Raw genomic sequence first — 13,373 nt, 5'->3', positions numbered from 1 at the left:
TCATCCTTCCTCCACGATGCTGTCAAGTTCTTCCAACGACGCCCATACCGGACTGGTGATCCAGTCTCTGGGTGTTCCGTCCAAGGCGATGCAATGCCAGACTGTGCTGGCCGTATTGGCGTCCGAAGCTTCGCCTACCGCTGATGCCGATGGCAGACTACCCAGGAAGCCTACGATTTCGCTTTCGCGACGTTCCCGCTCGGGCAGACGGTTGAAACTGGCTGCCACGTTCACTGTGCCGTGTTCGATGGCGGGATTGTGGCGAATCAGCTCCACCATGTGTCGCAGACGCGGGCCTCCACCTTCGACCATGTCCTTGAGATTGACCTGTGGAGCATGCTGGTCGGCTGCCATCGAGGATTCCAAACCAGGTGTCTCGGTATAGGTCATCGAACGTGCCGGGCGCATCGGCAATGGGGCGAACAGGGCGCTCGATGTATCGGTTGCGTATGGTCGTGAAGCGTCGCCGGCGTGGGCTTTCGCATCAGCGTTCAAGTTCACGTAGAGTCGGTTCAAGCGACTCATCATCGTACGGTAGCGCGTATCGGTCTGCTGGCGTACCAGTCGGCTGATCGCCTCATCGGAGACGCGCATCTGATGACGTACCGCTTCGATGCCGTCGTAGATGCGGGAAAGTTCGTCTCGAATCTGTCCCAATAGTGCTGCGGACTCCCCTGCCAGATATGGGGTTTTCGCGATGTCGCGCAACGCGGAGTCGATCTGTTGGCGGCCTTCGTCGGTGATGATCACTTGGAACGCGTCTTCGAAGCGGCGACCGGAATCGGATTCGCTGAACGAGCAGCGGTATTCCTCGTGATACCGGTTCAGGGTTTCGTCCACGCTCATATCGCCGGCTTGCATGCGGCGGCGCAACGCATCGCCGTTGTCGCGTTCGGTGAGCACGAGTTCACGCAGATCGATGGGCACACCGCGAAGGGTGTTATGGATTACTTCAATCACATCCTCCACCTGGGCCTGGCTCAATGTGGCATGCTGCTGGCCCTGTTGGATGCGCTTGATCTCGTGTTTGCGTTCCTTGATCTCACTATTGAGCAATCGGACGCGCTCGCCGGGATCGGCGGTCAGCTGCATGCGCGCATGCTCGATCTCCATGATGATGCTGTTCGCCTGTGCGCCGGACAATGCGCGGGATTCGTCTTCCAGACGGCTTAACGCTTCGATGGCGCGATGTGCGCGGGCTGTGAGCCTGTAGAGGAATCGGTGTGATGCGGCATCGTGCGAGTTGGCCAACCATGCGTAATCGCCTTCGCCTTCGCGGGTCAGGTCGGCGAGGATACGATGGGCCGCATCAGCATAGGACTGGTCTTTCAACGTATATTCGCCACTGGAGGCCAGCAGTTCTAGACTATGCGCGAAGCGTTCCTCCACGGTTTCGCGCGGCAGCTCGCCGGTCAACGGGTCGAAGGCGGCACGCAGCAATGCCACATACAACATGGCATGCTGACGCAAGAGCAGACGGAGCACACCGGTTTCGTAAATCGGCCGCAGACGTTCCATTTCCCGCCTGATATCGCCCATGCGTCTCCTTTGCGTCGTGCCAGAATGACGTATCGACGCTAGCACATGCACGGGAGCGTCACTCGCCGCGCAACGCCTCCGTGGGCGTCAGACGAGCGGCGCGCGAAGCAGGATAAAGACCGGCGATGATGCCTACCAGCACCGCAGCACCCCATGCTGCCGGCAATCCATCCCAATCCAGTGTCAATGGCTGGCCGGCATGCGCGGCAACGCCCACGGCGGTCCCTGCGCCGATCAAGACGCCTGCCAATCCGCCGATGGCCGACAACAGGGCCGCTTCAGTGACGAACTGCGTGCGAATATTGCCGGGTGTGGCGCCCAGTGCACGCCGCAGTCCGATTTCACCACGGCGTTCCATCACGGTGACAATCATCATATTCGCAATGCTCATGCCACCTACGGCGAGCGCGATGACACCGATCATGAGTCCCAGGGTGGTCAGGAAATCGTTGGTGGCGTTGCGGGCTTGGGAGAGATTCGCCGAAGCCGCGACGGATACGTTGCCGCCGGAAAGGTTCGCCGCATGCGCGATGATGCGGCGCAGCGATTCGACGTTCCCCGGTTTGGTGCGCACATAGATCTGACTGATCTGCGTTATCGATTCCTTCTGATCGGGATAATGGCTAATCGCCCAATCAGCACCGATGATGACGGATGAGTTGATGGATTGCGACTGTGGGGCAGGCTCAAGGATGCCGATGACGCCGTACCATTCGTTGTCGATGAGGATGCGGTCGCCCGTCTGGTTGACGCCGAGTCGATAGGCTGCTTCGGAGCCAAGGACCGCGACCGGAAGGTTCTCGTTGCGCTTGTTGATGCCATGCCCTTGGGCAAACGTGGCATCAACGGCTTTGAGCGCGCCCGGTTTCATTACGGATACGGCCAGTGCGTTGCCGTTGGTTTTTGGCACAAGCTCGTTTTTGAAGACCTGAGCATCCTTAGGCGGGGTGAGGAATACGCCGACCTGTTCGACGTCCGGTTGACGGACGATGGTTTGGGGCGCGTATTCCGGCAACGGTACGGGTTGGCCTGAGGCATCCTGACCGGGAGAGACGACCTGCAGGTTCGCGCCGAGCGCATCCAGCTGAGCAAGTAGTGCGGCCTGGTTGGATGCGGCGATGCCGGAGAGCGCCACATAGGCGGCCACGCCCAAGGCGATGCCGAGCGAGGCGAGAATGGTACGTGAGATGCGTCCTGTGGTGCCGATCCATGCCGTGTGCAGAAGGTCGGCCAGACGCGTGGTAAGCGGCTTACGCATGGTAGCCTCCTTCTCCAAGTTCCGTGACCACGCCATCCTGGATGTGCAGGCGGCGCGGGAATCGTGCGGCGATGTTGGGATCATGGGTAACGACTACAAGGCTTGCGCCTTGATTGGCGGCTCCCATGAGCAGTTCGATGATGGCATGGCCGGTGTCGGTGTCGAGCGCGCCGGTGGGCTCGTCGGCGAAAATGATGTCGGGTTTCTTGGCTAAAGCGCGGGCGATGGCGACGCGTTGCTGTTCGCCACCCGACAGTTGGGAGGACTTGTGGAATATGCGCTCGCCGAGTCCCACCTGTTCGAGTGCCTCTATGGCTTGTTCTCGCCGGGCTGCACGGGGCAATGCAGTGTATTGCAGTCCGGTCATCACATTCTCCAACGCCGAAACGGTGGTGATGAGATGGAATTGTTGGAATACGAATCCGATGCGAGCTACCCTGAGCACGCTTCGGCGCTTCTCCCCCATGCCGGCCACGTTCTCGCCGTCGTAGGCCAGTGTTCCGGAGGTCGGCATATCCAAGGTGCCAAGCAGGGAAAGCAGTGTGGATTTGCCTGAACCGGATGGTCCCACGATGGCGATGCGCTCGCCGTGTCCAATGGCAAGTGTCGTGCTGTGCAGAATCTCCAGCGGATTGCCGTCCTTGCCGGTGAATGCTTTGGTGACATGGTCCAGACTCAACAATGCAGTCATGAGACCACCACCTTGTCTCCCTCTCTCAAACCGTTAGTTTTGGTGATTTGCGCTTGGGCGCCCGCCACCAATCCGATCTCAACACTGATGCGCTTGACCTCATCGCCGCGGATCACTTCGACCGCGTACGAGTTGCCGGTGCCGGCAATCAGCGCGGTGACCGGTACAATGAGCGTCTCCGTGTTTGCCGCTGCGGCGTTAGGTACGATGACTTGGATGGTCGCAGGGCCGAATTGCGCCACCTGCGTCTGGTCGGGAAAATCGATGCGTACAGAAGGCGAAGTGACCTGCCCGTCCTTACCAGTGGATTGACCGCCTTGGTCGACGGCAATCAGTTCGGTGTCGACAGTGGTGTTATCCGGCAGAATCACTTGCGCCTTATCGCCTGCTTTGAACGTGGCGGCTTGTGTGGCAGTGATGGTGGATTGCGCGTGCAAGGTCACGCCGGTGTAGCTTGCCGGGCTCACGTTGATATCCCCAAGTTTGGCGTTCACGGTTTTGATGCGGACCGGAGCCGAGGAAGCCAAGGCCACGGAACCGGGAGTAAACACCCCGTTGACCGCGTCACCGGTGAGGCCGAGGGATCGTTGCCATTGTTTGATGGCTTCTCGGGTCAGCCAATTGGCATGCGGACCGACTTCGCCGGTATAGAAGCCGAGTTCCTTGAGATTCTGCTCCAACTGGGTCACATCCGGACCGTCCGAAATACCTTCTTCGATGGTGCGCCAGAAGGGGCGCTCGCCATGGAACAGCGGTACCGGTACGCCATCCATCTCATACACCTGTTCACCGGTGTTGATCTGTTTTCCGGCAACAGGCAACTGGGTGATGATGCCGGTAGCGGCGGCGAAATCGGAGGCATCATCGTATTGAAGGGTCGCACCAAGCCGAGTTTCCGCATTGAGCACACCTTTAGTGACCGGCTGTGCGCGCAACGTGGTCACGTCGATTTGTTGTGTGGATGATTGGCCCGACGCGGTCATATGGCCGACAAGCGTCCACGGACGTGTAATCACACAGGTTGCGGCGAGACCTATCACTGCGATGAGCACTATGACAGTGGTAATGATTCTGCGGCGTTTGGAGAATCGTCGCGCTTCCGTTCTCGTCATGATAAGCTCCAATCGGTCTTCAATAGGACACCACTCCCATGGCCTCATCCATGACTTTGGTGTAGTCGTAACCGAAATCATCCGGAGTTCCATCAAAGCCGTAGGTGATGTGCGCATCCCCTACCGGGCATTCCTTGAAGAAGCGGCGCAACTCGTCTTCGGGCACGGTTTTGGGAATGAGGATGGTGGTCGGTTCGTTTCCTGTCGGATCGGCGACCCAGCTGAAGCCTTTGCTCCGCGCGTTCTTGGCGAAGTCGAGTGCCGCCTGCTTATCCGCATCAGTGTAGGTTGGCGTTTGGTTCAGGTCCTGTGCGGGCTGGGCGAAGTTCGGGTTCTTGGCCTCGCAGTCCGCGTAATCCTGTCGTTTCGACTCGTATGGGCTGCCGGCGAGCGCAGCGGAATCCTTGAACGCCACCCATACCGTGCCGTAGTCGATGGAGGTGAACATGGAATTGGCGTACATCTGCTGGGTGGTGGAATCGGCGCTCACGCTCATGCCGTTGTCATCGGCTTCGACTGGCTGGCTGTTTGCGTCGAGCATGCGCAGCATGACCATGTTCTTGGTAGTTGGTGTCTTCGGTTTGCCGGACGAATCGGGGATTCCAGGTGCGGCCGCAGCCTGCGCCTCGAAGCCCTTGCCGGTTAGGCATGAGACGAATTTCTTGGCATTGGCGTCGGTTGCAAGATTGTCCGAGGATCCAGAAGCGTTACTGGCATCGCTGGTATCTGATGCTTGGTTGGTGAATGGCATGGAACAGCCAGCGAGCGCGATGAGGCACAATGCCGATGCGGAGGCGGCCGCCAATGTGTGCCTCAAAGTTTGGTTTGGGATGCGATTAATGGTACTGGTCATGACGGTTCCTTTCGGCAAACGATTCGCATGTATGCGATGGCTTCATCAAACTCCGATTGCAGTGGCGTGTCGGTGAAGAATCGTTTTACTTTCGCCTTACCTTGTTTAGGAAAAAATTTCAGGATGAATTTGTGTGAATTACTGCGGACTACCCCTCAGTCGGCGTTTGCCGACAACTCCCCTGACAAGGGGAGCTGAGGATAAGTCTGCCGGTTACCGCTCGCTGAGGATTTGGTTGTAGGCGGTGCATTGCCCGGAGCAGGAGGTCCCGAACGGAATGCCGTCGTGACTGGGCCACTGATCGCCGGAATAGGTGTCGAAGAACCGACGCAGTTCCTCATAGGACACGTCGGACGGTATTTCCACAGCCTGAGTTTCTCCGGGTACGGGGTCGGCCATCCAATTGAAGCCGTCCGCACGAGCCTTGCGGGCGAAGTCGATCAAGATCTGCTGCTGGTCGGTATCCGTGGATGTTGAACCGGCTGAGGTACTGGAGCTCGAATAATTCGGTTGCGCGAAATCAGGATTCGCGGCCTCGCATGCCGCATAATCGGCCTGCTTGTCCTCATAGATGGAGCCGGTGAGCGACTTGGAATTCTTGAATCCCACCCATGCGCCTTCCTTGGCGGAAACGATGGTATACATCACGTCCGGGTAGAGCGGGTCTGCATCCGCGCTGATCACCACTCCGGAACCGGGCACGATCGGAGTACGGTCTGCTCCGAGCCGGCGAACCACCACGGTGGTCTGCGGAGCATCGTCGGACGATAAGCCGAGCGGCTGCAACGCATAGCTTCCAGTGACTTTCGCATCGAATCCTTTCTCAACCAAGCAGGCCGCGAATCGTTTGGCGATGGTCTCCAGTTCGGCGGTGATGAAGTTGGTTGACGGATTGGTGTCGGCACCATCCGTTGACTGTGCCGTATCGCCAGTGCCCCTGTTGCTGAAGTGTATGCTGCTGGCACCTGTGTCGGCGGTCGTAGTTTCAGATGAGCAGGAAGCTGTTCCAATCAGGCATGTCAGCGCCACCAAGCTCGCCATCATGTTGCGGATAATCCTTCGGACATATATTCTGCCGCCATTCCGTTCGCGTAGCATGATCCTCTCACCTCCATTGCATTCATCACCGCTTCACTGCGATTAATACCATTCAATCTCCACTCTGGTGCGCTGACGGTGAGGAAAAGGATTACCTTCGCCTTACCTTAAAGGCTTGAAAATGAACGAATAACAATCGCATAGGCGGATAATGAAGATGTACCAAAGATGGTGTGGGGGGCACGGCATGAGAATCTTGATTGTCGAGGATGATCGCGAACTGGCGGCCGCATTGGATGACGCTCTGCGCTACGAGGGTTATGCCACAAACATGGCTACAACCGGCGTGGAAGCGTTGCAAATTCTCGCCGAACAAAACGTAGATATCGTGCTGTTGGATCGTGATCTGCCGGTGCTCTCAGGAGATGCGGTGATGGCCACCATCGCCGCGAACCGCATTCCCGTGGCGGTAATCATGCTGACGGCCGCTGCTGAGGTGAGCGATCGGGTGAGCGGGCTTAATTTGGGTGCTGATGATTATCTGACCAAACCGTTCGCCTACCCAGAACTGTTGGCCCGGATCCGAGCGCTGCAACGCCGTGCGGGCAAAGGCCAGGCTACGGCCGCTGTGCTTACGCACGGCGATCTGACCCTCGACACCACAAGACGTCTCGTGTTCCGAGACCACGGACGTACGCTCATCAAACTCACGCCCAAGGAATACGGGATACTACTCGAACTCATGCGCGCGGACGGTGGCTACGTAAGCGTGAACGAACTCTATGGAACCGTCTGGGATGACTCATCCGTATCCGAACCAGCAGACGTGATCAAAACCACCATCTACTCACTGCGGCGCAAACTCGGCGATGCCCAAACCATCGAATCCACGCGCGGGGAAGGATACCGACTCGCATGAACCGTTTTTCTAACTTGGTTCTGACTCTCCTTGTCAGGGGAGCCGGCGCGCGAAGCGTGACTGAGGGGTAGCCATATGCAAGTCTTCCAATCGTTGCAAACGCATTTTACTGCCATCGCCGGCAAGCTCACACCGAAATCATTCCGCGCGAAAATCACGCTGGCCATCGCGCTCATCATTATCGTGATGATGACGGCACTGATTATTACGCAGAACGTCATCGTGGCACGCACCACAGCCGAAGCGAGCCAGACCATGACCATGTGCGCGAACTCGGACGGTACCGTTTCCGTCACCACAGGCATGGACGCCGAAACCGCGCCTGCCGTCAATGACACCGGAGTCAGCGCATTAGTCTGCTATACGGGTACGAGACAGAATCTCGACGGCATGAAACTGTACGTGCCCTTTAACTCCGAGGAATGGGATACGGCGAAGGAACAAACCAAAAACGGCAGCCCTTGGATTCTCGACGAATACAACGGCGTGATGATCAACACGGCGAACGTCGTCGCCAACACGCTGACCACCACTATGCGCACGGTTTCCATCATCGCGCTGGCAGTTTTTGGCCTTATAGCAGTGCTTGCGGCATGGCTGATCGGCACAATGCTATCCCGACGAGTCACGGCAGTGGATAAGCAGGTTGCTTCGCTGCAGCCGAATGATTTAAGCGCCCGAATCAATGTGAAACCCGGCAATGACGACATCGACCGACTGGTCGATTCCATCAATGGCATGCTCGACCGTGTGGAGGCCAGCGCGACCGCCGAACGACGATTCGTGTCCAATGCCTCGCACGAACTGCGCACACCCATCGCCGCAGTGGAAACCAATCTTGACGCACCGCTCTCCCAAGGCCGCTTCCCAGCCGACGTGGAGCCATCGGTGCGTCGTGCGCTCGCAGCCAATAGGAAAGGTGCTGAACTCGTGCAGGCGTTGCTTACGTTGTCCCGTATTCAAAGCGGCACGATTGGTGGCGATAAGGCTCAGATCGCGAGCAACGTTGACTTACATGAATTCGTCGAACAATCACTTGCTGATATTGATGATGCAGTCACCCAAGCCAAGATTGCCGTCAACATCGAAGGTGATGCTGCAGTGTCCGCGAACCCTGCATTACTGGGATTGGCAGTGAGCAATCTGTTGCGTAACGCCGCAGTACATAACATGGAGAATGGGTCCATTGATATTGCAATCAGCACTGCAGCGCATACCGATGTCGCCGAGGATGCCAACGACGGCAATGACAGCGATGAACATGCTGGCCCGTCTGTGACTGGCGTAATGCTGACCGTCACCAATTCCACCGATGAAACGCTACCCGACGATTTGGCCGAGCTCATTCAGCCGTTCCATCGCGGCCAGAATTCACGCATCAGCGCCACACCGGGCGTGGGCCTTGGCCTTTCCATCGCAGATGCCGCCTGCCAAGCCATGCACGCTACCCTGGAACTCAGCCAGCCGGAACCAACCAAGTTCCAAGCCACCATCCGATTCCAAAATTAGGTATTGCCTTTCCTTCCAATCCCCGATACATTGGCGAGAGGTATAAGTTCCCTCGCATGAAACGGAAAGTATTGTGACCGCTTCGCATTCGCCCGCAGACAACACCGCCCAGACCGCTAATCAGAGCTCCGGCAAACCTGCCAAAACCGGTAAACTCGAAGTCGCCGACCTCATCACCATCGGCGTTTTCGCCGCACTGTATTTCGTGATGGTGTGTGTGGCAACGCTGGTCAGCACCTTGTTCACCGGCGGTTTCGGCTCCATCTTCCTGCCCGCCATCGCCGCCTTGATTTCTGGCTGCGTCTACATGCTGCTGGCCGCCCGTCTCGGCAAGTTCGGTGGCATCACGGTCATGGGCGTGGTCATTGGCCTGTTCCTGTTCATCTCCGGTCATTTCGTGCTCTCGTTCATCGCCAGTATCGTATTCCCGGTGGCCGCCGATCTTATTGCCCGCGTTGGCAAGTACAAGAGCAAGGCGCTGCTGCTGGTCAGCTACGTGATGTTCTCCTATGGGCTCACCGGACCGATTCTGCCGCTCTGGTTCATGAAGGACGCCTATATCGCCAGCCTTCAGGCTCGCGGCAAGGATGCGGCCTACATCGATGGAGTGTTCGCCAATATCAATACCGCCACGTTCTTCATCTCGATGGCCGCGATTTTGGTATGCGCAATTATCGGCGGCTGGTTCGGCCAGAAGATGATGAAGAAGCACTTCATCAAGGCCGGCATCGCCTGATGCATTCCGCCACTACTTCAACAAAGGCGCACCTGTCTGGTACAGGCGCGCCTTTGCGCGTCGAGGGCGTTGCCATGACCTCCAGCCACAACTCATCAAATCAACGCACGCTAGACCCTCGAACCAAACTATTTCTTCTTTTGGCCGCCAATCTCATGCTGTTCTTCCATGTGAGCGTCATTACGCAGATCATCATGGTTCTGCTGTTCTTGGTGCCGCTTGCGGCTGCAGGCCGTTGGAAGATGACCGCGAATTTCGGCCTCACCTTTGCCATACTTACCGGATTGGGTTTTCTGGACCCTGAAGCTATAGGATTGCCGTGGCTCCATGTGGTTTCTGCTTTGGCGGTCGGTTGCACGATGATGCTGCCCTGTTTCATTACCGGCGCGTATGCATTCACCACTACCTCTCCCAGCGCATTTATCTGTGCAATGCGCCGTATGCGTGCGCCTGAATCCGTGGTGATTCCCTGCGTGGTCGTGATTCGCTTCTTCCCCACCATCGCCGAGGATTACCGGCAGATCCGCAATGCGATGGCCTTGCGCGGTATCGCCGCGGGTGGATGGGGATTAGTTCGCCATCCCGCGCAATCATTGGAATACATCCTCATCCCACTGTTGATGAACGCCACCAATGTGGCTCAGGATTTGTCCGTGGCGGCACTGACCAAAGGCCTTGGCCGTGAAAGCGTGCACACCTCGCGCACTGAAATCCGCATGCAAATCGTCGATTGGCTCATGATGATTGCCGTGATGGTCCCGCTGATGCTTGATGTTGCCGGGGTGATGCGTTGATGACCGCTGAAGTCTATTCCAACAACGTGTCGTTTACTTATGATCATGCCAACGAACCTGCCGTAATCAACACCATGTTGAGCATTCCGAACGGACAGTGTGTCGTACTGTGTGGCGCTAGCGGATGCGGGAAAACCACGTATTCGCGTATCGTCAATGGCCTGATTCCTCAGTTCTTCCACGGCGGATTCAACGGAGAGCAGCATACCTGCGGCATTGATACAGCTGCCGAACCCATCGACAAGCTCACTCCCCTGGTTGGTAGCGTATTCCAGAATCCCAAAACACAATATTTCAACGCCAAGGTCATTGATGAACTGGCTTTCCCCGCGGAGAACATGGGCCTGCCACCGGAAGACATCAACCATCGAATCATGGAAACCGCGCAGCGTTTCGATATCGAGTCATTGCTGGATCGCAGCATCTTTCACCTTTAAGGAGGCCAGAAACAGCGTATTGCTTTGGCTGCAGCCACCATGCTGCATCCAAAGCTGCTCGTGCTGGATGAACCCACCAGCGATCTGGATGCGGCGGCGATCGCGGAAATGCGCGAGCTCATCACACAACTGAAGGCTACAGGCATAACCATCGTCATAGCTGAGCACCGCCTTGCCTGGCTAAATGGCATTGCTGACCGATACGTCATCTTCGACAACGGGCGCATATCACACGAATACGAAGCCAGCGAATTCCTCGCGCTCTCCCCCGGCTGCATCGCCGCAATGGGATTGCGCACGCTTGATCTGCAACCGTATAGGAAACGCATCGCGCTACTGGAATCGCAAACGAACGAATGCGAACTTACGGCTTCCGATACGGGCGACGGCTCAAACACGACACCGCTACTGTCCACGCGCCATCTCAATATCGGCTACCGCGGACGCGACGGATTCTCACGAACCGTCCCGGACCTTGATTTCTATTCCGGCCAAATCATCGGTTTGATGGGTCATAATGGTTGCGGCAAAACCACGCTGGTCCGTACGCTCACCGGTCTGATCAAACCGGTATCCGGCAAAGTGATGCTGAATGGCAAACCAGCCAAGCCACGCGATCTTACGCGTGCCGGATTCCTGGTCATGCAGGACGTGAACTATCAGCTGTTCTCCGACAGTGTACGCGAGGAATTACTGCTCGGACTTAACGAAACCAATCCAGTGGTCATCAAGCGATGCGTTCAAGTGCTTGAGAATCTGGACCTTATACGGTTTGCTGACCGGCATCCGATGAGTCTGTCCGGCGGGCAGAAGCAGCGCGTGGCTATCGGATCGGCATTGATGTGCGGCAAGGATCTCATCATTCTGGACGAGCCGACCAGCGGTCTCGACCGATACCACATGGAACAGGTGGGCGATCTTCTCCGCCAGCTCGCCGCACAAGGCAAAACCGTGCTCGTAGTCACCCACGACGAGGAACTCGCCGCCGGCTGGTGCACCGCCATCATCAACCTGGAACACCCTTATTTAAAAACCGAATAACAATCGAAAGAGGTACATGATGAGTGACCGATTTGCCAACTTCGATATTAGCGATTGGCTAGGCGATTGGGAGAGCTTCGAGCATTACATTGATGCCGAGGATGAAACTATTCGCAGTACTTGGGACGAGGCGGAACAGGTCGTGCTCGCCAATCCTCAGATGGCTCCGATGGCAGCGAACGGCATCCGCAAGTTCTGGGCAATGGCCTGCTCCACCACCAGCCCGGAGAATATTATTCATATCGGGTATTGGACCGTCGGCGAGCCCGAGAGCACAACCGCCGATGTGCGCATCACCTGGTATGCGGAAGACAACACGAACCTTGATGCCTATGACTATCGCATCGATCATGTCATCGAACATGGTTTGGAAGGCTCACCGACTTATGTGTTCGTGACCGATGATCCGCATGCGGAAGATAGTCCATTCCGTTGGCTGCTGTCCATTGCGCCGTTGCCGTCGCGTACCGCGTTCAGCGAGGGTGGGCTGCTCAGCCATCTGCATTTCCAGTACGCTAACGATCTGCACACGCTCGTTGAAACTGACGACTCCGGTGCGGAGACCCTGCGTAACCCGCGCTGGTATGCGACCATGTGTGCCGATGAGGGAACGATTGAAGACCGTTGCCGGATTATTCGCGCGTTGCATCATCTGGACTGAGCCGCGACCGCGCAGTTACTGTCTCTCCGGACGTCGGAACAGACAGTAACTGCGCGGAGGGTTGGACTCCGGCCTCAGCTGTTGCGATTGATCTCAATGTCGGTGACAGTCAGGTTCGCCTCGTTGATGAGGTTGAACAGGATCACCTCGGCCAGCGGACCGGGCTGCATGAAGGTGTGCTGCTTGGCTTCGGACACGTAATCATGGCTGTCACGGTAGAACGCGGTGTCGATGCCACCCGGGTAGACGGCTACCACCTTGACGCTCGTGCCCTTGTATGCGGCCTGCAGACTCTTGGTGTACCCCTTCTCACCCCACTTGGTGGCGCAATACACGCTTTCGTTCGCATTGCCGCGGGTGGCGGCGGTGCTCATGATCTGCGCGATCTTGACATCCTGCTCGCCACAGGCCTTCAAGGTTTCCACGGTCCACAGGATCATGCCCTTCAAACCCTTCAAGCACTTATCCACGTCCGCAGCCTCATAGGCGGTCGGTACCTTGAAGGATGGCTGACCGGCGTTGTTGATGAGCAGATCGATATGGCCGAAAGATGCGATCTCCGCCACGGACTTGCGCACGAAGTCCTCATCGGTAATATCGCCTACATAGGCACGGTAGGATTCGGCCGGCCATTGCGCGGTCAATTCGGCCTGACGCTCAGCGTTGAAATCGACGCCGGCCACCAGCCAACCGGCTTCGATCAACTGGCTGGCGAACTCGTAGCCGAGTCCCAGTGCGCTACCGGTAACGATGGCGATTTTCTGTCCGCTTGCAGTGGTCATAAC

At 57.3% G+C, this 13,373-nt stretch carries 13 protein-coding genes and 1 pseudogene; 7 read left to right on the top strand and 7 right to left on the bottom strand.

Annotated features, from left to right (window positions below; all coding sequences use genetic code 11):
- The 6 genes from CUU80_RS02020 to CUU80_RS01995 form a co-directional block, all read right to left on the bottom strand.
- Positions 1–1,539: a DUF3375 domain-containing protein gene (locus CUU80_RS02020; protein ID WP_100495706.1), complete on the bottom strand. Its 1,539-nt coding sequence runs from the start codon at positions 1,537–1,539 to the stop codon at positions 1–3.
- 58 nt (positions 1,540–1,597) lie between these two features.
- On the bottom strand, positions 1,598–2,797 hold the full coding sequence (locus tag CUU80_RS02015; RefSeq protein ID WP_165775787.1) for an ABC transporter permease: 1,200 nt from the start codon (positions 2,795–2,797) through the stop codon (positions 1,598–1,600).
- Positions 2,790–3,488: an ABC transporter ATP-binding protein gene (locus CUU80_RS02010; RefSeq protein ID WP_100495704.1), complete on the bottom strand. Its 699-nt coding sequence runs from the start codon at positions 3,486–3,488 to the stop codon at positions 2,790–2,792. The genes CUU80_RS02015 and CUU80_RS02010 overlap by 8 nt, the downstream gene beginning before the upstream one ends.
- Positions 3,485–4,600, bottom strand: a complete 1,116-nt coding sequence (locus tag CUU80_RS02005) for a peptidoglycan-binding protein (protein ID WP_165775786.1) — start codon at positions 4,598–4,600, stop codon at positions 3,485–3,487. Before CUU80_RS02005 ends, CUU80_RS02010 begins: the two co-directional genes overlap by 4 nt.
- A gap of 19 nt (positions 4,601–4,619) precedes the next feature.
- Positions 4,620–5,453: a hypothetical protein gene (locus tag CUU80_RS02000; protein WP_100495702.1), complete on the bottom strand. Its 834-nt coding sequence runs from the start codon at positions 5,451–5,453 to the stop codon at positions 4,620–4,622.
- Between the two features lie 213 nt (positions 5,454–5,666).
- Complete coding sequence (locus CUU80_RS01995; RefSeq protein ID WP_100495701.1) at positions 5,667–6,497, bottom strand: hypothetical protein; 831 nt, start codon at positions 6,495–6,497, stop codon at positions 5,667–5,669.
- 241 nt (positions 6,498–6,738) lie between these two features.
- Between CUU80_RS01995 and CUU80_RS01990 the strand changes: the two genes are divergently transcribed.
- From CUU80_RS01990 to CUU80_RS01965, 7 genes and pseudogenes are all read left to right on the top strand, one after another.
- Positions 6,739–7,410: a response regulator transcription factor gene (locus CUU80_RS01990; RefSeq protein ID WP_100495700.1), complete on the top strand. Its 672-nt coding sequence runs from the start codon at positions 6,739–6,741 to the stop codon at positions 7,408–7,410.
- Positions 7,411–7,485: 75 nt separating this feature from the next.
- Positions 7,486–8,919: a sensor histidine kinase gene (locus CUU80_RS01985; protein ID WP_100495699.1), complete on the top strand. Its 1,434-nt coding sequence runs from the start codon at positions 7,486–7,488 to the stop codon at positions 8,917–8,919.
- A 73-nt stretch (positions 8,920–8,992) separates the two neighbouring features.
- Positions 8,993–9,655, top strand: a complete 663-nt coding sequence (locus CUU80_RS01980) for an MptD family putative ECF transporter S component (protein WP_100495698.1) — start codon at positions 8,993–8,995, stop codon at positions 9,653–9,655.
- A gap of 74 nt (positions 9,656–9,729) precedes the next feature.
- Positions 9,730–10,449, top strand: a complete 720-nt coding sequence (locus CUU80_RS01975; RefSeq protein ID WP_100495697.1) for an energy-coupling factor transporter transmembrane component T — start codon at positions 9,730–9,732, stop codon at positions 10,447–10,449.
- Positions 10,449–10,955: pseudogene (locus CUU80_RS10935) on the top strand (ABC transporter ATP-binding protein); the annotation flags it as partial. The gene CUU80_RS01975 and the pseudogene CUU80_RS10935, both read left to right, overlap by 1 nt.
- Before the next feature lie 39 nt (positions 10,956–10,994).
- Positions 10,995–11,927 (top strand): ATP-binding cassette domain-containing protein, encoded by a 933-nt coding sequence (locus tag CUU80_RS01970; RefSeq protein WP_341476112.1) that lies wholly within the window; start codon positions 10,995–10,997, stop codon positions 11,925–11,927.
- Between the two features lie 16 nt (positions 11,928–11,943).
- A complete protein-coding gene (locus CUU80_RS01965) occupies positions 11,944–12,588 on the top strand; it encodes a hypothetical protein (RefSeq protein WP_100495696.1) in 645 nt (214 codons plus the stop codon).
- 74 nt (positions 12,589–12,662) lie between these two features.
- Here the strand turns inward: CUU80_RS01965 and CUU80_RS01960 are convergent, their stop codons facing one another.
- On the bottom strand, positions 12,663–13,370 hold the full coding sequence (locus CUU80_RS01960; RefSeq protein WP_100495695.1) for an SDR family NAD(P)-dependent oxidoreductase: 708 nt from the start codon (positions 13,368–13,370) through the stop codon (positions 12,663–12,665).
- Between the last annotated feature and the right edge of the window lie 3 nt (positions 13,371–13,373).

Origin of the sequence: Bifidobacterium scaligerum, from assembly GCF_002802865.1 — a bacterium.
In the GTDB taxonomy this organism is placed as follows: Bacteria; Actinomycetota; Actinomycetes; order Actinomycetales; family Bifidobacteriaceae; genus Bifidobacterium; species Bifidobacterium scaligerum.
This window is presented reverse-complemented; position numbering and strand designations above follow the sequence as displayed.